The organism is Streptomyces sp. 7R007 (assembly GCF_054850255.1).
The window spans coordinates 1-22,741 of the sequence record NZ_JBTWMV010000081.1; the positions used below are offsets into that span (position 1 = coordinate 1).

General features: G+C 70.7%; 19 protein-coding genes and 1 tRNA gene. 8 read left to right on the forward strand and 12 right to left on the reverse strand.

Going from position 1 to position 22,741, the window contains the following annotated elements:
- Positions 1-60: 60 nt before the first annotated feature.
- Positions 61-513: a DUF3052 domain-containing protein gene (locus ACYF6T_RS42245; RefSeq protein ID WP_461703283.1), complete on the reverse strand. Its 453-nt coding sequence runs from the start codon at positions 511-513 to the stop codon at positions 61-63.
- Positions 514-994: 481 nt separating this feature from the next.
- Between ACYF6T_RS42245 and ACYF6T_RS42250 the strand changes: the two genes are divergently transcribed.
- The 8 genes from ACYF6T_RS42250 to ACYF6T_RS42285 all read left to right on the forward strand — a co-directional run bounded on the left by ACYF6T_RS42250 (position 995) and on the right by ACYF6T_RS42285 (position 5,741).
- Positions 995-1,546 (forward strand): Uma2 family endonuclease, encoded by a 552-nt coding sequence (locus tag ACYF6T_RS42250; protein ID WP_461703284.1) that lies wholly within the window; start codon positions 995-997, stop codon positions 1,544-1,546.
- A gap of 316 nt (positions 1,547-1,862) precedes the next feature.
- Positions 1,863-2,279 (forward strand): hypothetical protein, encoded by a 417-nt coding sequence (locus tag ACYF6T_RS42255; RefSeq protein ID WP_461703285.1) that lies wholly within the window; start codon positions 1,863-1,865, stop codon positions 2,277-2,279.
- Between the two features lie 210 nt (positions 2,280-2,489).
- Complete coding sequence (locus ACYF6T_RS42260; RefSeq protein ID WP_461703286.1) at positions 2,490-2,843, forward strand: hypothetical protein; 354 nt, start codon at positions 2,490-2,492, stop codon at positions 2,841-2,843.
- Positions 2,840-3,052, forward strand: a complete 213-nt coding sequence (locus ACYF6T_RS42265; RefSeq protein WP_461703287.1) for a hypothetical protein — start codon at positions 2,840-2,842, stop codon at positions 3,050-3,052. Before ACYF6T_RS42260 ends, ACYF6T_RS42265 begins: the two co-directional genes overlap by 4 nt.
- Entirely contained in the window at positions 3,049-3,357 is a 309-nt protein-coding gene (locus tag ACYF6T_RS42270; protein ID WP_461703288.1) for a hypothetical protein, read from the forward strand. The genes ACYF6T_RS42265 and ACYF6T_RS42270 overlap by 4 nt, the downstream gene beginning before the upstream one ends.
- Positions 3,354-3,944, forward strand: coding sequence for a hypothetical protein (locus ACYF6T_RS42275; RefSeq protein WP_461703289.1), 591 nt, complete (start codon positions 3,354-3,356; stop codon positions 3,942-3,944). The genes ACYF6T_RS42270 and ACYF6T_RS42275 overlap by 4 nt, the downstream gene beginning before the upstream one ends.
- Positions 3,941-4,159 (forward strand): hypothetical protein, encoded by a 219-nt coding sequence (locus ACYF6T_RS42280; protein WP_461703290.1) that lies wholly within the window; start codon positions 3,941-3,943, stop codon positions 4,157-4,159. Before ACYF6T_RS42275 ends, ACYF6T_RS42280 begins: the two co-directional genes overlap by 4 nt.
- Before the next feature lie 253 nt (positions 4,160-4,412).
- A complete protein-coding gene (locus tag ACYF6T_RS42285) occupies positions 4,413-5,741 on the forward strand; it encodes an AlbA family DNA-binding domain-containing protein (protein WP_461703291.1) in 1,329 nt (442 codons plus the stop codon).
- A 385-nt stretch (positions 5,742-6,126) separates the two neighbouring features.
- Here ACYF6T_RS42285 and ACYF6T_RS42290 read toward each other — a convergent pair.
- The 11 genes from ACYF6T_RS42290 to bldG all read right to left on the reverse strand — a co-directional run bounded on the left by ACYF6T_RS42290 (position 6,127) and on the right by bldG (position 22,622).
- Positions 6,127-6,203, reverse strand: a tRNA-Thr gene (locus ACYF6T_RS42290).
- A 108-nt stretch (positions 6,204-6,311) separates the two neighbouring features.
- Positions 6,312-7,949: an alpha/beta hydrolase gene (locus tag ACYF6T_RS42295; RefSeq protein WP_461703292.1), complete on the reverse strand. Its 1,638-nt coding sequence runs from the start codon at positions 7,947-7,949 to the stop codon at positions 6,312-6,314.
- Positions 7,950-8,056: 107 nt separating this feature from the next.
- Positions 8,057-9,262 carry a DNA polymerase III subunit delta' gene (locus tag ACYF6T_RS42300; protein WP_461703293.1) on the reverse strand — a complete coding sequence of 402 codons (1,206 nt, stop codon included), beginning with the start codon at positions 9,260-9,262 and terminating at the stop codon, positions 8,057-8,059.
- 358 nt (positions 9,263-9,620) lie between these two features.
- Positions 9,621-12,884 (reverse strand): dTMP kinase, encoded by a 3,264-nt coding sequence (gene tmk / locus ACYF6T_RS42305; RefSeq protein ID WP_461703294.1) that lies wholly within the window; start codon positions 12,882-12,884, stop codon positions 9,621-9,623.
- Between the two features lie 171 nt (positions 12,885-13,055).
- Positions 13,056-15,869: a type I DNA topoisomerase gene (topA, locus tag ACYF6T_RS42310; RefSeq protein WP_461703295.1), complete on the reverse strand. Its 2,814-nt coding sequence runs from the start codon at positions 15,867-15,869 to the stop codon at positions 13,056-13,058.
- A gap of 255 nt (positions 15,870-16,124) precedes the next feature.
- Positions 16,125-16,322 carry a hypothetical protein gene (locus ACYF6T_RS42315; protein ID WP_461703296.1) on the reverse strand — a complete coding sequence of 66 codons (198 nt, stop codon included), beginning with the start codon at positions 16,320-16,322 and terminating at the stop codon, positions 16,125-16,127.
- 308 nt (positions 16,323-16,630) lie between these two features.
- Positions 16,631-18,148, reverse strand: coding sequence for a DUF7059 domain-containing protein (locus ACYF6T_RS42320; RefSeq protein ID WP_461703297.1), 1,518 nt, complete (start codon positions 18,146-18,148; stop codon positions 16,631-16,633).
- Between the two features lie 31 nt (positions 18,149-18,179).
- The gene (locus ACYF6T_RS42325) at positions 18,180-18,782 is read right to left on the reverse strand and encodes a small secreted protein (protein ID WP_461703298.1); all 603 of its coding nucleotides are present in this window, start codon (positions 18,780-18,782) and stop codon (positions 18,180-18,182) included.
- A gap of 206 nt (positions 18,783-18,988) precedes the next feature.
- Positions 18,989-21,397 carry a sodium-translocating pyrophosphatase gene (locus ACYF6T_RS42330; protein ID WP_461703299.1) on the reverse strand — a complete coding sequence of 803 codons (2,409 nt, stop codon included), beginning with the start codon at positions 21,395-21,397 and terminating at the stop codon, positions 18,989-18,991.
- Between the two features lie 336 nt (positions 21,398-21,733).
- On the reverse strand, positions 21,734-22,162 hold the full coding sequence (locus tag ACYF6T_RS42335) for an ATP-binding protein (RefSeq protein ID WP_461703300.1): 429 nt from the start codon (positions 22,160-22,162) through the stop codon (positions 21,734-21,736).
- Between the two features lie 118 nt (positions 22,163-22,280).
- Positions 22,281-22,622, reverse strand: a complete 342-nt coding sequence (gene bldG, locus ACYF6T_RS42340) for an anti-sigma factor antagonist BldG (protein WP_003975386.1) — start codon at positions 22,620-22,622, stop codon at positions 22,281-22,283.
- Positions 22,623-22,741 lie beyond the last annotated feature (119 nt).

The following is a 22,741-nucleotide window of genomic DNA, read 5'->3' on the forward strand; positions in this document are numbered from 1 at the left end:
TAAGTACGCCGCCATGTAGGCCGTTTCGTACGCGGACGGGCGAACACGCCGAGGTGTTCATCATCCTGTACGACGACTCCCCTTGCCCGCCTTCCGATTCCCCACCCGGCGTACGAACTTCAACCCCGACCAGTCCTCCCCCAGCGCGGCCACCTTCACGTCGACGACACCGAGAGGGAGGAAGACGTCCCGCAGCCCGTTCTCACTGACGTCACTGACATGCCCGGCGGCCTTGCGGAGCCAGGCGATCCAGAGCCCGGCGTCATCGGCGAGCTCACCGACGAGCACCGGCGCCTCGGCGGCGAGGACGGCATGCTCGCGGTAGAAGGCGACGGTGACGTCGGCGCCCCGCGAGGCCGCGGTACGGATGAGGTCGACGTCGTCGGGGAGACCGGGGATGTCGAACGACTCGGGGGCGTGCCGGAGCGCGACACGATGACCGGCCTTGATGCCGAGCTTCTTGGCGAGGGGCGTGCCGGAGTGACCACCGGCCGGTGCGCCACGGGTGCTCATCACCCCACGGTAGGCGCACGGCCGGACCATAGGCGGCCGATCACCCGAACGGCAACGCAAAAGCCCAGCTCAGACGATGTCCGGGCTGGGCTTGAAGAGAGCCGCCTTCGGGATTCGAACCCGAGACCTACGCATTACGAGGCCACGAGTGATCGTGTCGCCTCATGACGACTGATGCTGCGGAATGCCGTTGTGCCTGATCAGAACACATGCCCCGTGCTGAGTGTCGGTACCTCGTGCCGCACCGTCCAAAGGCGTCCGGCCACCCCGTGGCCACCTCGGAAGACGCCCCCCATCCCTGACAGTCACCCCGCGCCACCTGTTGGGTCCGAACAATCACGGGCCCAGCTCACGCCCCGCGTCGCAGCGCCCGCTCACACGGACGGTTCTCCGCTGTGGTGTACGCGCACGCCGCGGACGTCCATCCGTGGAACGGCTCTGTCCGCCGTATCATGACGGCACACGGGAAGGAGCACCGTCCATGAGTGTCGACGTGATCACGCACACCGAGTTCCCCGCGGGATACGTGGTGTTCTTCGGCGCCGACGGAAAGATCATCATGACCCCGCAGAGTGAAGAGCACTCCAGCACGATCAGGTCGATGCAGATCGACTCTCTCGCCCTCGGCCGTCACGCGAAGGTCACCTCCGACGTCTACATCGACTTCCCCGCCGACGAGAACTCCGCCCCCGACCTGGCCATCCTCCGCGAGGACGCGCGCAAGGAGGGCAAGCGCTACAGCTTCGAGGACGTCCTGCTGATCTCGGAGGTCGTCTCCACGTCCTCCGCCCGCAAGGACTACGACGACTGCACCGCAAAGTACGGCCGATACGGCATCCCGATCTACCTGATCGTGGATCCCTACGCCCGGGAAGTCGTCCTGCACACCGAGCCCACCTCCAGTGGCTACAGCACCGCCCACACCCGCGCATACGGCACCGGCAAGCTCCCCATCCCCCTGGCCGACGGCCGCACCTTCACCCTCGACCTCGATGAACTCCCCCTGCCGGACCCGGCGCCCGACACTCACTGAGTCTGCGAAAACGCGCACCGAAGCAGGAAGAGGCCCGGCAGCCGGTCGGCGACTGCACGATCATCGAAGCCGCGACTGAAGAGCTCCACGCACTGGGGTGCCCGGGGATTGGTGATCACTCCCGGGGTTTCCCTGTCCTTCCCGCCCCGTTCTGGCCCCAGGAAGGCCTGGCGGCGGGGCCTCGTCGGGCGGGATTCCAGTTCAGGACCCGGCGACAAAAGGGCGTCCAGCGCACCGACCCTGCGACGCGAAGAGGCTCTTCTCAGTCCCCCCGTACCGTTTATCCGGTGCGCGGCATGCTCGGCCCATCACCAACGTGGTCCGCTCCGTCGTCGCCCCTGCCGCCCTCATTGCCGGCCAAGCCGAGACCGCGATCGTCGAGGCCCCGAACCCGGCCGGCCTGTGCAAGGTAGACGAGATCCTCCCGGTCGAGCAGATCGAGGCCGCCGACCGCAAGTACGAGCGCGCCGCCGACCAGGTCCACCGCACTGACCGTGGCGAGAGCGCCGCGAAGAAGGTCCTCGACAGGCTGCCCGCCGACACCCACGGCACATGGCGCGTCTTCCGCACCCCGTCCTCGCGGCAGGCCCCGGACCGCGCCGAGATCACCCGCATTTTCAAGGCCCACGGCCTCGGCCCCGTCTCGATGAAGGCCTGCGCCCCAAGCCTCAAGGTCAAGCTCGCCGAGGCCGCACCCGTCGACGTCGATACCCCGGTCCTCGTCAGCACCTAGCAGTTGCCCAAGATCCCCAAAAAAGGCGCATTTTATGTGCTCCTTAGCAGGGCAGTGATCGATCTCGGGGCGACGTCCCCCGAACGGAGAAGGGCCGCCTGTTCCGCCCTCGCCAGGGCGACTACCACCGAAAGCAGAACGCTCTCGCCCGGTGGTTATGTCACCGGTCCCGAGGCCTGGCCCCAATCTCTGCATTGAAGGAGCAAGACCATGGCGAAAACAGCAACAAGCGTTGCTCCTGTCGGTGTCACCAAGCACCCGGCTTCGCTGCCTCCACAGCCCGAAGCCCTCAATCTCGACGCAGAAATACAGGCCCGCGCCGAGCAGAACTCCGCCCGCATCATGGCTGCCATCAACGACCCCACCACCGTGTTCGAGGCGCTTACCGCTGCGCACGGCATCCAGGTCGTGGAGTTGGACGGTCCCTTCGACGGCCTGTACGGGCACTACCTGCAGCACAAGGACGGCACCCGTCTCCTCGTTGTCCCCGCCGGACAGGACCCTTCCACCCGCCTGTGGGCCGCCCGCGCCTTCCTCGCCCACCAGGGCGTGATGCCGGTATGACCTTCTCCGACTTCGACAAGGCCACCGCCGCCACCCCCGCCGCGTTCCTCGACCGGCTCGCCGCCGTCCTCCCCGGGGCGGCTGACAAGGCAATGCGGAAGGCCCTCCCGGACGTGTACACCCCGGAGAAAGCCAAGGAACTCGCGGACGACATCCTTCTCCGCCTCCGCCAGCTGTACACCGACAAGGCCAAGGAGGTGACGCTGTGACCGTCTCCACCACGAAGCCGTCCGCCGACCACCTGATGGACACCCCTCTACCCATGCTCATCAGCGAGTTGGGCGTCACCCTCACCGACTCCCCGATCACCGACCGGGCGTTCTTCGGCGCCGTCATCGTCCAGCGCAAGACAGGTGAGCTGCGGCTCACCATGCCGATCGGGCGCAGCGAACTGGAGCACGACACCGTCGCCCGGTACCTACTCGCCCAGGCGCTCGGGGTACCGATGCCTGACATGCCGGCGCTGTTCGTCACGACCCGTATCCCCGCCAAGCAGACCGAGGTGACGCTGTGACCGCCACGATCCCCCTCGACCTCACCCTCACGGTCCGACGCGGAACCACCTCCCCCGGCAAGGCCGCCGACCTCCGCGACCTCAGCCCCGCCGACGGCACCGCCACCCTCGTCTACGACCGGCACCTCGCCAACCCCGGCACCGCCGTCTGGCTCGCCCGCATCTCACTGCGCCAGCACGGGTACGCCGTCCGCGAGGTGATCCTCGACGGCATGGGCCCGGGCATCACCGCCCTGTTCCGGGAAGCGTCCCGGCTCCGCCTGGACGTCCACCTGGGCAGCGGCAAAGGCACTCCCAGGGTCGTCACGTACGACGACAGCCCGGCCGCCTACCAGGTCCCGGCTGGCTGGGACCTGGCGGACGCCACCGACCGGCTGCCCGCCGCGCATGCGGCGGCTCGTCCCCACGTTGTCCACGTACTGCGCGTCATCGCCCTGGAGAAGGAGAACAACGGCGGGCGTATCGACAAGGCCCTCGACGTGGCAGCCGGGATGATCCTGGAGATCGGGGACCCCGACCAGGTGTGGGACACACTCACCCGCGTCCTCTGCGAGAGCGGGTCCGAGCGGGCGGAGGTACCGGCATGACGACCGCCCTCAACGCCCACGCCACCGGCATCATCGGCCAACTCCAGGAAGGGCACGCCGCGATGAACGCGGCCGGGCTCGGCAGCCCCGCACTGGACGACTTCAACAGTCTGCTCACCAAAATGATCGCCGAGGCTCCCGACCCGAGGTTCTGTCTCCACGAGATCGTCGAGCTCCTCGCCCGAGAACCCGGCAAGACTGCCAAGTCCGCCTGAGCGGCTTCCCGTAGACACGGCCCCGGGCTCAGGGACTCCACCGCTGGCCCAGGGGCTGGGACTCGACCATTCACCAACAAGGAGTCAGACCTTGTGATGGCATGCGCCAACAGGTGCTCGTCGCGTACCGCAAACGACGTACCCGAGCTGTTCGCCCACCCGGACGCCCCACTGTCCGAGGACGAGTGCCCCGGGTAACGCACATTTTGAGGAACCACTGCGGCACTCGTATGGGGTTCGCCAGGATCTAACCATGGCCGCACTTCGTTCCACGCGACTGGAGCGCCTCCTGGGCGTCCCAGTCTCCGACGCCACTCACGCCCATGTGCATGCGCTGATCAATGGTGCTGTACCTGAAGATTACGACCTGGACTTCAAGCGCGAGCTCTACGGCCGCAACGACGCCGCGAAGCGGGCCCTGTGCGGTGATGTGGCTGCCATGGCGAACACCTCCGGCGGACTGATCATTCTCGGGCTTGACGAGGACGAGCACGGCAGCGCCACGGCCGCACCGGAGGTCGAGCTGAGCGACGACGAGAAGCGCCGCATGCTCCAGACGGTCGCCGCCGGAGTATCACCGGCTCCGCAGCTTGACATGATCGCGCGCCCGGGCACGGATCCCGCCCGCGGCTTCTACCTGATCGCGGTCCCACGCAGCAACCAGGGGCCCCACGCCGTCCTGGTCAACGACTCGTTGCGCTTCCCCCGCCGTAACGGCTCGACGACCGTGTACCTCTCCCAGCCCGAAGTGCGCGCCGCCTATTTCTCTCAGTTCACCGCCGAGCGCGACCGAGCCGGACAGCTGGAGACCGTTGAAGCTGAACTGCTCGCCGACCTTGACACGTCGGTTCAGGTCTTCGCCGTCGTCACGCTCGTCCCGGACCTAGAAGGCGGGATGACGATCGACACGGCAGCAATGAAGACGTATCAGGAGCAGACAGTCGGGCGCAGCCCGTTGATCGTCAACGGCAGTGGAATCAACTGGATGCGTGCGCAGGTGGGTCCAGGACGGCTGACCGCGGACGGCTCGTCCAGACCCGATCAGAGGGCCACGTGGTTGGCATGCCATCTGCATGCGACAGGAGCAGGCGCCTTCGCGGCCATCGTCGACCGCACAGATCGAGGTGACTCAACCCAGGTCGACATCGGCGACGAGCATCTGGCCGACGGCCTGCTTAGTGGTCTCCAGTACCTCGCGCGCCATGCGCGTGATCGCGCGGCGGCCAGTGGCAACGTCTTTCTGCGGGCGACGGTTCACCCGCTGACGGCGGAGTGTCCCGCCCGGCTCGTGCACTACCGTCACCACGGCTTCCCCGAGCCCCTCGGGGCCCGGGTCCTGACCAGAGCCGTGCCGGCTGTCACCGTTTCCGATGTGGACGACATGGCCGCCGGTGGTCCTGAACTTGTCGCCGCCGCCCACAGGTTGGGCTCCGGTCTTGCCCAGGCGTTCGGCCGTGCCGAAATCCTGCAGTTCTCCCCAGAGGGCGAACTGCGCCGACGCTACTGGTCTCACGAGTCGCGCCCCGCCCTGGAGCGATGGGCACAGCAAGGCGACGTGAAGATCACTGACGACGAGGTGTAGCGCAGGAGCTGGTGCACCAACAGGTGCTCGGCGCGTACCGCAAACGACGTGCCTGGACTCCACGTTGTCGGACAGCTACAAACCTCGGGCTCGGCACGGCGTTCGTGGACAGCCCCGGCAGCCTCCTGCCGTGCACCATCGCTGCACAGATGGCCACCCCTTGGCCACCCCACGCCTACCCCGTACTGATTCACGCATCAGCGACTCCCCAAGAAACAGCAGGTCAGCACCAATGCTTGACCTCAGAACTCACCTCACTGATCCCACAGAGCGAAACTCTGACCTACGCATTACATGCACAGCACCAAAACACCCTCGGCAGACACATTCCAAGGTCAAGAAAACGAAGAAACCGCAGGTCAGAGGCCTGACCTGCGGTTCACCTTGGAGCCGCCTTCGGGATTCGAACCCGAGACCTACGCATTACGAGTGCGTTGCTCTGGCCATCTGAGCTAAGGCGGCGCGCCGTCCGCACTATGGTGCGATCAGCAACGTCGGTAAGTCTACACAGTTTCCGGGGGTGCTCTGACCACGCCCCGGAGGCGGGGGTTCCGGGGCGTGGTGGTGGGGCTATGAGCAGCGCTTTCCCCGGGCCGGCGGGGTGCCGTGGAGGAGGTAGGTGTCGATCGCGGAGTCGATGCAGGCGCTGCCGCGGCCGTAGGCGGTGTGGCCGTCGCCGACGTAGGTCAGGAGGCGGGCGGAGGAGAGCTGGCGGGAGAGGGACTGGGCCCAGCGGTACGGGGTCGCCGGGTCGCGGGTGGTGCCGACCACGACGATCGGGGCCGCGCCCTTCGCCTCGATGCGGTGCGGCTCGCCGGTCGGCTTGACCGGCCAGTACGCGCAGTTCAGGGACGCCCATGCCAGACCCCGGCCGAAGACCGGGGACGCCTTCTCGAAGGCGGGGAGCGCCTGCTTCACCTCGTCGGGGGTGTCGTAGGCGGGCGGCAGGTCGAGGCAGTTCACGGCCGCGTTGGCCGACATCAGGTTGGAGTAGCGGCCGTCGGCGTCCCGCTCGTAGTAGCTGTCGGACAGGACGAGCAGGCCCGCGCCGTCGTTCCGCTTCATCGCCGAGGTGAGTGCCTCTCGCAGCTGCTCCCACGAGCCCTCGTCGTACATCGCCGCGATCACGCCCGTGGTCGCGAGCGCCTCGCCCAGCGTGCGGCCGTCCGCGTCGCCCGTGGGCAGGGGGTGGGCGTCCAGCTTCCTGAAGAACGAGGTCAGGCGCGGGCCGACCTCCGCGGCCTTCTTGCCCAGGGGGCAGTCGGGCTGCCGTACGCAGTCCTTGGCGAAGGACTGGAACGCCGTCTCGAAGCCCGCCGTCTGGTCCAGGTTCAGGCGGCGGGCCGGCAGGGAGGGGTCCATCGCGCCGTCGAGGACCAGCCGGCCCACCCGCTCGGGGAACAGGCCGGCATACGTCGCCCCGAGGAACGTCCCGTACGACGCCCCGACGTACGTCAGCTTCCGGTCCCCCAGTGCCGCCCGCAGGATGTCCATGTCCCGCGCCGCCTCGACGGTGGAGACGTGGCGCAGCAGCTGCGGATCGTGCGCCGCGCACGCCTCCGCGAACTTCTTGTACTCGGCGACCAGTTCGTCGGCCTCCCGGCGGTCGTCGGGCGTGGTGTCCGTCTCGGTGTACGTGTCCATGGCACGGCCGTCGAGGCATTCGACGGGCTCGCTGCGGGCGACGCCACGCGGGTCGACGGCGACCATGTCGTAGCGGGCCCGCACCTCGGCGGGGTAGCCGATGCCCGCGTACTGCTGGAGGTAGCCGATCGCCGAGCCGCCCGGCCCGCCCGGGTTCACCAGCAGCGATCCGAGCGGCTTGCCCTTGCCCGTCGCCTTCTTGCGGGCGACCGCGAGGCGGACGTCCCCGGCGGCCGGTTTGGCGTAGTCGAGCGGCGCCTTCATCGTGGCGCACTCGAAGCCGGGCACGCCGCAGCTGTGCCAGCGCAGCCGCTGCCCGTAGTACGACGCGAGCGCGGACGGCGTCGACTGCGGCAACGCGGCCAGCGCCGCCCGCGCCGGGCCGTCGGCGGAGTTCGCCGAGCCGCCGGAGGAGCAGGCGGAGACCAGCAGCGCCGCGGCGGCGAGCAGGGCACCGCCGGTACGGGTCAGGGACCGGGCGGGCGAGCCGGCCGGGGTGGGGCGGGTGGGCGAAGGGGCCAGGGTGGAGCGGGTGGTCTGGCGGAGGGGGCGCCTGGTGTGCATCTGGCGAGCGTAACGCTGAGCGACACCTTCGATGCTCTGCGTGCGCGATGTGCCTCGTACGAGTTACCTGGTCAACCTCCCATTGATCGGCGGATGGCGTGCGGTCGTCAGCCCGCTCTGAGTGCCATCGTCATCGCCTCCACCGCCAGCAGCGGGGCCACGTTGCGGTCGAGGGCCTCGCGGCAGGCGGCGATCGCCTCGATGCGGCGGAGGGTGGACTCCGGGGAGCTGGAGCGGGCCAGCCGCTCCAGGGCGTCCTCGGCGTCCGCGTTGGCTATCGCGACGCGGGAGCCGAGCTGGAGGGCCAGGACGTCCCGGTAGAAGGCGGTGAGGTCGGTCAGGGCGAGGTCCAGGCTGTCGCGCTGGGTGCGCGTACGGCGCCGCTTCTGCTTGTCCTCCAGCTCCTTCATCACCCCCGCCGTGCCGCGCGGCATCCGGCCGCCCTGGGCCGCGCCCAGCGCCGCCTTCAGCTCCTCGGTCTCCTTGCCGTCCATCTCCTCGGCGAGCTGCTTGGCGTCCTCGGCGGCCGCGTCGACCAGCTCCTGGGCGGCCTTCAGGCAGGCGCCGATCTCGTCCAGGCGCAGGGGGAGCTTCAGTACGGCGGCGCGGCGGGCGCGGGCGGCCGGGTCGGCGGCGAGCCGGCGGGCCCGGTCGACGTGGCCCTGCGTGGCACGGGCCGCCGCGGCGGCGACGTCCGGCTCGATGCCCTCGCGCCGTACGAGCATGTCGGCGACGGCGTCCACCGACGGCGTGCGCAGGTTCAGGTGGCGGCAGCGGGAGCGGATGGTGGGCAGGACGTCCTCGATGGAGGGGGCGCACAGCAGCCACACCGTGCGCGGGGCGGGCTCCTCGACGGCCTTGAGGACGGCGTTGGCCGACTTCTCGTTGAGCCGCTCGGCGTCCTCGACGAGGATCACCTGCCAGCGGCCGTTCGCCGGCGACGTGAACGACTTCCGCACGGTGTCCCGCATGTCGTCGGCCAGGATCTGTGTGCCGACGGCGGCGACCGTGGTGACGTCGGCGTGCGTGCCGACGAGGGCGGTGTGGCAGCCGTCGCAGAAGCCGCAGCCGGGGGCTCCGCCGAGCGCGCGGTCCGGGGAGACGCACTGCAGGGCGGCGGCGAAGGCCCGCGCGGTCTGCGTCCGGCCGGCGCCCGGGGGGCCCGTGAACAGCCAGGCGTGCGTCATCTTCGAGGCGGGGGGCGGCGGGGCATCGGTGGCGGCCGCGGTGACCAGGGCGTCGGCGTCCCGGGCGGCGGCGGTGAGCTGCTCGGCCACCCTCTCCTGCCCGACGAGGTCGTCCCAGACGGTCATGCGTCACCCCGCCCTTTCGTCACGGTTCGTGCGGATGGATCCAACAGGTGGTGCCAGGTGGTGCGGGATCCATTGTGCGGGGTGCCACTGACAACGGGTGGTGCCGAGGGGGCTGACAACGGGGTGATGCCAAGGGGCGACGGGACGATCCGGGGGTGCGGCGGTGCGGGGACACGGCGATTCATGGACGCGGTGATTCACGGACGCGGCGATTCATGGACGCGGCGATGCCAAGGATCGCCGGACCCGAGCGCCCTCGGTCGGCCTACGCGCACCCATGCGCACCTACGCGCACCTCACCGACCCGAGCGCCACCGCCGACCCCGAACCCGGCCGACGTCACCGCCCCCGATCGACGTCACCGCCCCCGACCCCGGCGCCTCCCCCGCCCCGCGTCGTCGTCGTACTCGTCCTCGTGCGGACCGAGCAGCTCGTCCGCCAGGCTCGGCAGGTCGTCCAGCGGCGTCTCCTCGGCCCAGTCGGGGCGCGCCCGGCGTCGCGGCGTGCCCTCGGTGCCGACCTGGGGCATCTCCCGCGTACGGTCCTCGGACCGATCCGCCGGCTCGTCCCGGAAGAACCCCGGCGGCACCCGGTCCGCCGGCTCCTCGCCCCGCACCGGAGGCAGGACCGCCGTCTCGTCCGCCGCACCCGGCACCACCGGAGGCAGCACGGCGGTCTCGTCCTCGGCATCCGGCCCGGCCGGCGGCAGCACGGCCGTCTCGTCCGCCGCGCCCGGCGCAACCGGCGGCTGCGGCAGCTTCGCCGTCACCTCGGAGTCGGACGCACCGGCGGCACGGCCACCGGTCCGAGCCCGGGCGGAACCGCCCCGCGAGTCGCTCCCCGAGTCCGAGCCGTCGTCCGCGTCACCGTCCTTCTCGTCCCGCACCGGCCGCAGCACCGCCGTCTCCTCCAGCGGCCCGCCCGACGCGTTGGTCGGTGTCACGACCGGCGTCGGCACCGTGGCCGCCTCCGGCGGCACCGCCGGTGGCGCCGGCTGCCTGGGTCCGGCCTGCGCGGCGGACGCGGCCTCCTCGGCGAGCCGGCGTGCCTCCTCGGCCCGCAGCAGGGCCTCCTCCGCCTTGCGCTGCTTCTCCAGGCGCCGCGCCTCGGCCTCGGCGCGCAGCCGGGCCTCCTCCTCGGCCTGCTGGCGGCGCCGCTCCTCCTCGGCCTTGCGCCGCGCCTCGGCCTCCGCGCGTGCCTTCTCCTCGGCGAGCAGCCGCTGCCGCTCCTCCTCCGCGCGCCGGGCGGCCTCCTCGGCGCGTCGCCGAGCCTCCTCCGCCTGACGCTCGGCCTCGCGCCGCTGCGCCTCCTCCAGCTCGCGCCGCTTGCGCTCCTCCTCCTCGGCGCGCAGCTTGGCGAGCTGCTCCTGGCGCTCGCGCTCCAGGCGCTCCTCCTCGGCCTTGCGGGCGGCCTCTTCCTCGGCCCTGCGGCGGGCCTCCTCCTCGGCGGCCTTGCGGGCCTCCTCCCGCTCCCGGATCTCCTGCTCGGACAGCGGCAGCATCTGGTCGAGCCGGTGGCGTACGACCGTCGTGACGGCCTCGGGCTCCTGGCCGGCGTCCACCACGAGGTAGCGGCCGGGGTCGGCCGCGGCCAGCGTGAGGAAACCGGACCGCACGCGCGCGTGGAACTCCGCGGGCTCCGACTCCAGCCGGTCCGGGGCCTCGGTGAACCGCTCGCGGGCGATCTCCGGGGAGACGTCCAGCAGGACGGTCAGGTGGGGGACGAGGCCGTTGGTCGCCCAGCGGTTGATGCGGGCGATCTCCGTCGGGGACAGGTCGCGGCCCGCGCCCTGGTAGGCCACCGAGGAGTCGATGTAGCGGTCCGAGATCACCACCGCGCCGCGTTCGAGCGCGGGCCGCACCACCGTGTCGACGTGCTCGGCGCGGTCCGCCGCGTACAGCAGCGCCTCCGCGCGGTGGGACAGCCCGGCGCTGGAGACGTCCAGCAGGATCGACCGCAGCCGCTTGCCCACCGGCGTCGCCCCGGGCTCGCGGGTCACCACGACCTCGTGCCCCTTGGCCCGGATCCACTCGGCGAGCGCCTCGGCCTGGGTGGACTTGCCGGCGCCGTCGCCGCCCTCCAGGGCGATGAAGAAGCCGTTTGCGGCGGGCGCGGTCAGCGGGTCGTCGCCGCCGAGCAGCGCGTCCCGCAGGTCGTGCCGCAGCGGCACCCCGGAGCGGTCGTCGGCCTTGGCCAGCACCAGCGCGGCCACCGGCAGCAGCAGCGCGCCGACCAGCATCAGCGTGAAGGCCGCGCCGCCGTGTGCGAACACGAACTTGCCGCTCTCCAGGCGGTGCGGGCCGATCGCGGCCGCCACCACCGGGGCGATCACCGCGCCGAGCGCCACGAAGACCCGTACCACCGCGTGCAGATGCTCGGTCGTGCGGGCCCGGCGGTGGTCCTCGACCTCCTGGTCGAGCAGCGCGTGCCCGATGTTGGCGGCCACGCCCGCGCCCGCGCCGGCCAGGGCGAGGACCAGTATCACCGTGGTCACGTCCGGGACGAGCCCGGCGGCCAGCAGCGCCACGCCGGTGAAGGCGATCGCCAGCGCGAGCAGACGGCGCCGCGACAGGGCGGTCAGCAGGGACGGTGCCGTACGGATGCCGAAGACGACCCCGCCGGTCAGCGCGAGCACCAGCAGCCCGTACAGCACGGGCCCGCCGCGCAGGTCCGTGGCGTGCAGCACCTCCACGGCGACCGCGGCGGCCACCGCTCCGGCGACGGCGGCGCAGGCCAGCACCAGCAGTGGCAGCGCGCCCGTGCGGCCCTTGTCGACGCCGGTGCCGCTCTTGGGGCGGCGCAGTCCCTCCAGCGGCGAACGCGCGCGCGGGGTGCGCGTGTCGGGCAGTTCGAGGAAGGTCAGCACGGACAGGGACGCGGCGAACAGGCCGGCCGCCACGTACGAGGCGAGGGCGGCCTGGTGCTGGCCGAACCAGTCGATCCCGGAGCCCAGCAGATTGTTGACGAGTCCCGCGGCGACGAGCACGGCGGCCGCGAACGGGATCGCCACGAAGCCCGTGCGCAGCGACAGGCGGCGCAGGGCGTCCATGTGGTCCGGCAGCGGTCGTACCGTCGCGCCCTCCGGTGGCGGGGCGGGCAGCAGGGCCGGGGCGGCGCTTTCGCGGCACACCGTCCAGAAGCGCTCGGCGACCCCGGTCACGAAGGCGGTGACCAGCAGGACCGCCAGCGCGTTGTCCGGTGTCCAGTCGATCCACAGGGGCGCGACGATGAACGCCAGGGTTCGCACGGCGTCGGCGCCGACCATGGTCCAGCGCCGGTCGAGGGGTCCCTCCTGCGACGTCAGCGAGGTGAGGGGGCCCAGGAGTACGGCTCCGAAGAGCAGCGTGGCGAGGATGCGCACGGCGAAAACGGTCGCCACTGCGAACGCCACGCCCCGGTAGTCGCCGCCGAACGAGCCCTCGGTGATCGCGGCCTGGAGGGCGAGGAGCACCAGGACCAGGAGGGCGAGGACGTCGCCGACCGATCCCACGAGTTGTGCGCTCCACAAACGCCTCAACTGCGGCTGGCGCAGCAGGGCGCGGACGGCGCGCTCGCGGGAGTCCGCGACCAGGGCGTCGTCGGGGGCCGGGTGGTGGGCCGTTGGCTGCTCGGCACGGGTCATGCTTTCAGCCTATCGGGACCGACTGACAGCCCGGGGCGCCCGCCCGAACGTGCGCACGCCCCGACACCAAAGCGATATCGGGGCGTTCGTTTTGCGAAGCCTCCGTGGAGAAAGGCGACTTGGCTCGGTCGGCACGGTGGCGCGGTCGGCCGACCCGTCGTCCGGCCCGGCCTACTCCTCCGACGCCGTCTTCGAAGCCGTCGCCTTCTTGGCGGCCGTCGCGGCCGTCTTCTTCGCGGTCGTCGTCTTCTTCGCCGCGGTCTTCTTGGCGGCCGTCTTCTTGGCGGGGGCGGCCTTCTTCGCGGGTGCCTTCTTCGCCGTCTTCTTGGCCGGGGCCTTGGCGCGCTTCTCCGCGAGCAGTTCGAAACCGCGCTCCGGCGTGATCGTCTCGACGCTGTCGCCGGAGCGCAGGGTCGCGTTGGTCTCGCCGTCGGTGACGTACGGCCCGAAGCGGCCGTCCTTGACCACGACCGGCTTCCCGCTGACCGGGTCCTCGCCCAGCTCCTTCAGCGGCGGCTTGGCGGCCGCGCGACCACGCTGCTTGGGCTGGGCGTAGATCGCCTGCGCCTCCTCCAGCGTGATCGTGAAGATCTGGTCCTCGGACTGCAGGGAGCGCGAGTCCGTGCCCTTCTTCAGGTACGGCCCGTAGCGGCCGTTCTGCGCGGTGATCTCCTGGCCGTCCGCGTCGGTGCCGACGACGCGCGGCAGGGACATCAGCCTGAGCGCGTCCTCCAGGGTCACGGTGTCGAGGGACATCGACTTGAACAGCGAGGCCGTACGCGGCTTGACGGCGTTCTTGCCGGTCTTCGGGGTGCCCTCGGGGAGCACCTCGGTGACGTACGGGCCGTAGCGGCCGTCCTTGGCGACGATCTGGTGGCCGGTGGCCGGGTCGGTGCCGAGCTCGAAGTCGCCGCTGGGCTTGGCGAGCAGTTCCTCGGCCAGTTCGACGGAGAGCTCGTCCGGCGCGAGGTCCTCGGGGATGTCCGCGCGCTGGTGGTTCTCGGAGTCCTTCTCGCCGCGCTCGATGTACGGGCCGTAGCGGCCCACCCGCAGCACGATGCCGTTGCCCACCGGGAACGACGACACCTCGCGCGCGTCGATCGCGCCCAGGTCGGTCACCAGTTCCTTGAGGCCGCCGAGGTGGTCCCCGTCGCCGTTGCCGGCCTCGGCCGCGCCGCCGATGCCGTTGGCCTCGCCGAAGTAGAAGCGCTTCAGCCACGGCACGGCCTGCGCCTCGCCGCGCGCGATGGCGTCGAGGTCGTCCTCCATCTTGGCGGTGAAGTCGTAGTCGACGAGCCGCCCGAAGTGCTTCTCCAGGAGGTTGACGACGGCGAAGGACAGGAAGGACGGGACGAGGGCGGTGCCCTTCTTGAAGACGTAGCCGCGGTCGAGGATGGTGCCGATGATCGACGCGTACGTCGACGGGCGGCCGATCTCGCGCTCTTCGAGCTCCTTGACCAGGCTGGCCTCGGTGTAGCGGGCCGGGGGCTTGGTGGCGTGCCCGTCGACCGTGATCTGCTCGGCGGTGAGCCGGTCGCCCTCGGCGACCTGCGGCAGCCGGCGCTCGCGGTCGTCCAGCTCGGCGTTCGGGTCGTCGGCGCCTTCGACGTAGGCCTTCAGGAAGCCGTGGAAGGTGATCGTCTTGCCGGAGGCGGTGAACTCGACGTCCCGGCCGTCGGCGGCGGTGCCGCCGATCTTCACCGTGACGCTGTTGCCGGTCGCGTCCTTCATCTGGGAGGCGACGGTCCGCTTCCAGATCAGCTCGTACAGCTTGAACTGGTCGCCGGTCAGGCCGGTCTCGGCGGGAGTGCGGAAACGATCACCCGAGGGGCGGATCGCCTCGTGGGCCTCCTGCGCGTTCTTGACCTTGCCGGCGTACGTCCGCGGGCTCGACGGCAGGTAGTCGGCGCCGTACAGCTGCGTCACCTGGGCGCGGGCGGCGGCGACGGCCGTGTCGCTGAGGGTCGTGGAGTCCGTACGCATGTACGTGATGAAGCCGTTCTCGTACAGCTTCTGGGCGATCTGCATGGTCGCCTTGGCCCCGAAGCCGAGCTTGCGGGAGGCCTCCTGCTGCAGGGTCGTCGTACGGAAGGGGGCGTACGGCGAACGGCGGTACGGCTTGGACTCGACCGAGCGGACCGCGAACTGCGTCTGCTCCAGGGCGGCGGCCAGCGCGCGGGCGTTCGCCTCGTCGAGGTGGAGGACCTGCTCGCTCTTGAGTTGTCCCAGGGAGTCGAAGTCGCGGCCCTGCGCGACCCGCCTGCCGTCGACGGTCTGGAGGCGGGCGACCAGCGACGACGGGTCCGACGGATCCCCGGCGCGGCCGGTCGCGAAGGTGCCCGTCAGGTCCCAGTACTCGGCAGAACGAAACGCGATGCGCTCGCGTTCCCGCTCCACCACGAGTCGGGTCGCGACCGACTGCACGCGGCCGGCCGACAGCCGCGGCATGACCTTCTTCCACAGGACCGGCGAGACCTCGTAGCCGTAGAGGCGGTCGAGGATGCGGCGGGTCTCCTGGGCGTCGACGAGCTTCTGGTTGAGCTGGCGCGGGTTGGCCACGGCGGCCTGGATCGCGGACTTGGTGATCTCGTGGAAGACCATCCGCTTGACCGGGACCTTCGGCTTGAGCACCTCCTGGAGGTGCCAGGCGATGGCCTCGCCCTCGCGGTCCTCGTCGGTGGCGAGGTAGAGCTCGTCGGAGTCCTTCAGCAGGTCCTTGAGCTTCTTGACCTGGGCCCTCTTGTCGGCGTTGACGACATAGATCGGCTCGAAGTCGTGCTCGACGTCCACGCCGAGGCGGCGGACCTCGCCGGTGTACTTCTCGGGCACCTCGGCGGCGCCGTTGGGGAGGTCGCGGATGTGCCCGACGCTCGCCTCGACGACGTAACCAGGGCCGAGGTAGCCCTTGATCGTCTTCGCCTTGGCAGGCGACTCGACGATGACGAGTCGGCGGCCGCCGTGTGCGGTCTCGCTGGTCGGGGACAACTTCGCTCTTCTCTCCGGTCGACGCTGGGGCCTCCCCAGGCCTGTGTCCCGGGTCGGGTCATGGTGACGCTGCGGAGTGTGACGGTACATCCCGCCCCCGTGTCAAACGGGAAAAGCCCGCAACGGCCACTCGAACGGTAACCCGACTACCGCCATTCCTGCCGCCCGGAGTGCCCACCGGGCTTTTCGGACCGATGCGGAGGATCGCCTCCCGTATACCGGAGGCGCTGCTCCGGCAGGGTGTCAGGGCGCCGGTCAGGCCCGTGTGAAGCACCAGGTGCCGACGGCGAGCGCGATCACCGCGGCGAGGGCGGCGACGGTCGCCGATGCGACCGGGCTCACACCGTGGGCGACGGGCTCGCCGTGCCGCACGCGCGCCGCGGTCCACACCAGCAGCGCACCTCCGAACAGGGCGAACACCACTCCCGCGAAGATCGCCGGTCCGCTCTCCATGGTTCCCCGTGCCCCTCTTCTCCCGTCCGCGAGTGCCCAGCACCGCGAGAGTGACACGCGCGGGCAGCGGACGGGCGAACCCCGGGTGAACGCGGGGCCGACGCACCTGTGGACCGGCTCCGCGCGCGCCACCGGCCGCGGCGCTCCCCCGGTGACGGCCCTGCGGCCGCCGGCGCGGCACGCGCGCGTGGAGAGCGCCCGCGGCGTCCGGCACCGGCCGGGGCGGGCCGGGCGTATGCCCGAGGTTGGCCGGTTTCACATCCCCGTGGCCTATGCCCGGACCCGTTGTGGCCTGTGCCGCCGCCGGCTCAGGCCGGCTCGATGAAGCCCTGCTCCACCAGGACCCGGATCTGTGCCGGCGTCCGGTCGCGCAGCAGCACCGGGTCCTCGCCCATCAGTTGCGCGATCGCGTCCAGGATGCGGCCCGCGCTGAGCGAGCCGTCGCACACGCCCGCGAAGCCCGCGCCGACGGTGTCCACCTTGGTGGCCCGGCGCATGCCGCGGTTCTGGCGCAGCACCACGTGCTCCGGGTCCTCGGCGCCGGGCAGCCCGACCTGCTCCTGGACCACCTCGGCGACGAGCTTGAAGTGCCCTTCGAGCAGCGCCGCGTCGTCGGTCGCCCGCAGGTAGTCGAGCCGCTCGAAGTGGGCCCGCACCGTGTCGCCGAGCGGCTGTTCGACCGGGTGCGGCCACTCCTCCACGGTGACGGAGGGCACGGCGGCCCCCGTCCTGCGCAGGGTGATCCACCCGAAGCCGACCGCCTTGACCTTGCGCGCCTCGAACTCGTCCAGCCACGCGTCGTACCGTGCCTGGTACTCCGCCGGGTCGCCCCGGTGGTCGCCGGCGTCCCTCAGCCACAGCTCGGCGTACTGCGTGACGTCCTGCACCTCGCGCTGCACGATCCACGCGTCGCACCCGCGCGGCACCCACGACCTGAGCCTGTCCTGCCAGTCCTCCCCTTCGACGTGCTGCCAGTTGGCGAGGAACTGCGCGAACCCGCCCTCCCGCAGCCGTTCCCCTGCTCCCTGAACGAGCGAGCGGCACAGATCGTCCCCGCCCATCCCGCCGTCGCGGTACGTCAGCCGCGCGTCCGGCGAGATCACGAAGGGCGGGTTGGAGACGATCAGGTCGTACGTCTCGTCGTCCCGCAGCGGCTCGAACAGCGAGCCCGCGCGCAGGTCGGCCGCGGGGGCGCCGGACAGGGCCAGCGTCAGGGCGGTGATGTGCAGCGCGCGCGGGTTGACGTCGGTCGCCGTCACGCGCGTGGCGTGCCGGGCGGCGTGCAGCGCCTGGATGCCGGAGCCGGTGCCGAGGTCGAGCGCGGCGGAGACGGGCGTACGGACGGTGATGCCGGCGAGGGTGGTGGACGCGCCGCCGACGCCCAGGACGACGCCCTCCTCGCGGCTGCCGATGCCGCCCGCGCCGCCGACGGCGCACCCGAGGTCGGACACGATGAACCAGTCCTCGCCGTCGGGCCCGCCGTAGGGCCGCACGTCCACCGTCGCGGCCACCTCGTCGGCGCCCGCCGGCACCAGCCACCCGCTCTCGAGGCACGCCTGCACGGGCAGAACGTCGGCCACGCGTGCGTGCGGCACGGGTTGCTGCAGCAGGAACAGCCGTACGAGCAGCTCCAGCGGCGTGTCCCCGCGGGTCGCCCGGAGCGCGGGCACGGTCTCGCTGCGCGCCAGCGCCGCGTACGCGGGGGCGCCGAGCAGGTCGAGCAGCCCGTCGGCGGTGAAGGACGCCCCGAGCAGGGCGTCCCGCAGCCGGGCGGCGACGTCGGGACGGTCGGCGGAGGGCAGGGGGGCCAGGGTGGAGTCGGTCACGCCCCCATTGTGTCCCGGGGCGGGGTGCCGTTCAGCTCGTCGTCGCGGAAGCGGACGCGGACGCCGACGCCGAGGCGGACTTGCAGCTGGCCTGGTCGGCCATCGCCTTGCCGACGTCGCCCTCCTCGAGGGTCTTCAGGGCGTCGTTGCCGCTCTTGCTGAGCTTGTCCAGCGAGGTCGCGATGTCCTTGAGGCCGTCGGCGAACTTGGCCTGGTCCTTGGTGTCGAGCTTGTCGACCTGCTCCTTCAGGGAGGCGTACGACGCCGAGATGCCGTCGAGCTCCTTGACCGCGTCCTGCTGCTTCTTCGCGCCGTTGTCGACGTCCGGCGCGCCCGCCTTCTGCACCGCGTCGCCGATCGCCTTGTAGGCGTCGGACATGTCCTGGAAGGCCTGCGCGTCGGTCTTCTGCACGTCCTCCGGGGTGCTGTTGTCCGAGGTCTGCTTCTGGATCGCGGTGTTGGCGGCCTCGATCTTCTTGGCCTGCGGCTGTACGGCGTCACAGACCTGCTTGGCCCAGGCGTCCAGCTTGTCGTTGCCGCCGTCGCCGCCGCATCCCGACAGCGCCAGTACCAGTACCGCACCGCCGGACAGTGCGGCCGCGAGCTTCTTGTTCACCGGATTGGTCCCTTCCATGGCTCTCGGCCCCGGAACATACACGGCGCACCGACGGCGACCGCATGCCGAGCGTCCGTTAGGAACCCTTTTGGCGCTATTTGCGCCAGGCGAGAGAAGGCTCACCGTGAGGCTGCACACAGGGGCGCGCACAGCCTGGGGCGGGCGGGTGACGCGGCAACGCGCGCCTCCCGCCCGCCCCTTGGAGCGGAGCGTCGTAAGACCGCCTACGAAACCACCGCGGGGTCCGTCGACTTGGACACGCGCTCGTTCTTGCCCTCCTCGTCCCCGACGGCGATCCCCCGCCGCTTGGAGACGTAGACCGCGCCGACGATGACGATCAGCGCGAGGACCGCGATCAGGATCCGTACGCCGATGTTCTTGTCGTCGCCGTAGGAGAACTTGATCACCGCGGGGGCGATCAGGAGCGACACCAGGTTCATCACCTTCAGCAGCGGGTTGATCGCGGGGCCGGCGGTGTCCTTGAAGGGGTCGCCGACCGTGTCGCCGATCACCGTGGCGGCGTGGGCCTCGCTGCCCTTGCCGCCGTGGTGGCCGTCCTCGACGAGCTTCTTGGCGTTGTCCCAGGCGCCGCCGGAGTTGGCCAGGAACACCGCCATCAGCGTGCCCGCGCCGATCGCGCCGGCGAGGTAGGAGCCGAGCGCGCCGACGCCGAGCGTGAACCCGACGAAGATCGGCGCCATCACGGCGAGCAGACCCGGTGTGGCCAGCTCGCGCAGGGCGTCCTTGGTGCAGATGTCGACGACCTTGCCGTACTCCGGCTTCTCCGTGAAGTCCATGATCCCGGGCTTCTCACGGAACTGCCGGCGCACCTCGAAGACCACCGAGCCCGCCGACCGCGACACCGCGTTGATCGCCAGCCCCGAGAAGAGGAAGACGACCGCCGCGCCCGCGATGAGGCCGACGAGGTTGTTGGGCTGGGAGATGTCCATCGACAGGCTCAGCGGGGCGCCCTTGCCGGTCAGCTTCTCGCCCACGTCGTGCACGTTCGTGGTGATCGCGTCCCGGTACGACCCGAAGAGCGCCGACGCCGCGAGGACGGCGGTGGCGATGGCGATGCCCTTGGTGATGGCCTTGGTGGTGTTGCCGACCGCGTCCAGGTTGGTGAGCACCTGGGCGCCGGCGCCCTCGACGTCGCCGGACATCTCGGCGATGCCCTGCGCGTTGTCGGAGACCGGGCCGAAGGTGTCCATGGCGACGATCACGCCGACCGTGGTGAGCAGGCCGGTGCCGGCCAGCGCCACCGCGAACAGCGCCAGCATGATCGACGTGCCGCCGAGCAGGAAGGCCCCGTAGACGCCGAGGCCGATCAGCAGGGCGGTGTAGACGGCCGACTCCAGGCCGACCGAGATGCCGGCGAGGACGACGGTGGCCGGGCCGGTCAGCGAGGTCTTGCCGATGTCCCGGACCGGGCGTCGGGTGGTCTCGGTGAAGTAGCCGGTCAGCTGCTGGATGACGGCCGCCAGCAGGATGCCGATCGCCACCGCGACGACCGCGAGGATCCGCGGGTCGCCGTCCTTGGCCTTGATGGCCGCGTCGGTGACGCCGTCGAGGTCGGCGTAGCCGGACGGGAGATAGATGAAGACGGCCGCCACGACCAGCACGAGCGAGATCACCGCGGAGATGAAGAACCCGCGGTTGATCGCGGACATGCCGCTGCGGTCGGCCCGGCGCGGGGCGACCGCGAAGATGCCGATCATGGCCGTGACCACGCCGATCGCGGGCACGATCAGCGGGAAGGCCAGTCCGGAGTCGCCGAAGGCCGCCTTGCCGAGGATCAGCGCGGCGACCAGGGTCACGGCGTACGACTCGAACAGGTCGGCCGCCATGCCCGCGCAGTCGCCGACGTTGTCGCCCACGTTGTCGGCGATGGTCGCGGCATTGCGCGGGTCGTCCTCCGGAATGCCCTGCTCGACCTTGCCGACCAGGTCGGCGCCGACGTCGGCGGCCTTGGTGAAGATGCCGCCGCCGACACGCATGAACATCGCGATCAGGGCGGCCCCGAGGCCGAAGCCTTCGAGCACCTTCGGGGCGTCGGCCGCGTACACCAGCACCACGCAGGAGGCGCCCAGCAGACCGAGCCCCACCGTGAACATGCCGACGACGCCGCCCGTGCGGAAAGCGATCTTCATGGCTTTGTGCGAGACGGCGGTGAGATCCTTTTCCGGCTCACCCTCCGCCGGGGTCGCTTCCCGTGCCGCCGCCGCGACGCGGACATTGCTGCGCACGGCGAGCCACATGCCGATATAACCGGTGGCCGCCGAGAACGCGGCGCCGATCAAGAAGAACACCGATCGGCCGGCGCGCTGATTCCAGTCGTCCGCGGGCAGCAGCATGAGCAGGAAGAACACGACGACGGCGAATACGCCGAGCGTGCGCAACTGCCGGGCCAGATAGGCGTTGGCGCCTTCCTGGACCGCCGCCGCGATCTTCTTCATGCTGTCGGTGCCTTCGCCCGCCGCGAGCACCTGGCGCACCAGGACGCCTGCGACCGCGAGCGCGGCGATCGCCACGGCCGCGATGACCGCCACGATGATCCGGTTGTCGTCGGTCAGGACTGCGGCTGCGAAGGTAGTGGGGTGGTCCAACTGATGAGGGGTAGAAAGCCCCGCCATTCGTCCTCCTTGACGCTTGGGCTGAGCTCAAGATGTGGACGGATTCTAGGTACCCGCCCCTGATCAAAACAGAGCGCGGTAAACGGAATTGGCCTTCACATGCTCTTCAGCAAATGATCGACGTCACGCCACTGAACCCGAAAGTGGTAATGCCTCAAGGCCATTGACGCCACCATTTACTTGATCGAATGATCGGGTCGTTGATCGTGAATCAATTCACGAAATACGGTGTACGGAACGGCTGCCAGAACCACTGTAGGCACGCGATCCGCACGCCGACATGCCGAAGGGCCCTACGACGTAGGGCCCTTCGGTGTACGGAGTTGCGGATGAGGCTCAGGGGAGCAGCGCGGCCGGCGGCGTGGTCGGCCAGGTCATCCGGATCAGTCCGCCGTGCTCCCCGGCGGACACCTCGACGTCGTCGACGAGCCCGCTGATGACCGCGAGACCCATCTCGTCCTCTTCGGTCTCGTCCTCGCTGAGCACGCCGGGCACCCGCTCTCCGGGGGCGGAGCGCGGTGCCTCGTCGCCGACCTCGATGGAGAACTGCTTCTCCTCCTCGATCAGGGACACGTGCACGGGCGCGCTGATGCCGCCGGCCTGGTGGAGTCCGACGGCGCGCGAGCACGCCTCGCCGACGGCGAGCCTGACCTCGTCGAGGACGGCCTCGTCCACCCCGGCCCTGCGCGCCACCGCCGCCGCCACCAGCCGTGCGGTCCTGACGTGCTCGGGCAGCGCGCTGAAGCGGAGTTCAACGGTGGCCATGCATCCCCCTCGGAACTACGGGCGTGCTGTCGGGAGGTCCGGGCTGCCGAAAGCCCGAACCCCCCGTTTTCACTTCTTCCGAACGTCTTCCCTCCCGGGCGTGGTGCCCGGGCGGTGGTCAGTCGGTGGCCGCCACCGCTTCCTCGACCGAGGTGTGGATCGGGAACACCTTGGTGAGGCCGGTGATGCGGAAGATCTTCAGAATGCGCTCCTGGTTGCAGACCAGGCGCAGCGAGCCCTCATGGGCCCGCACCCGCTTCAGCCCGCCGACCAGCACGCCGAGCCCGGTGGAGTCGAGGAAGTCCACGCCCTCCATGTCGACGACGAGGTGGAAACTCCCGTCGTTCACCAGCTCGACCAGCTGCTCGCGCAGCTTGGGCGCGGTATATACGTCGATTTCGCCACCGACCTCGACGACCGTACGATCGCCGACGGTACGGGTCGACAGGGACAGGTCCACGGATCCTCCAGCACCTTGCTATCGAGCGGTCGCCCCTTGGGACACCTCGGCAGAGCCCCCAGGACGGTTCGCCAGCCGCGATGGCATTCAATCACTTACCGGCAGGCGTGCACGACGCC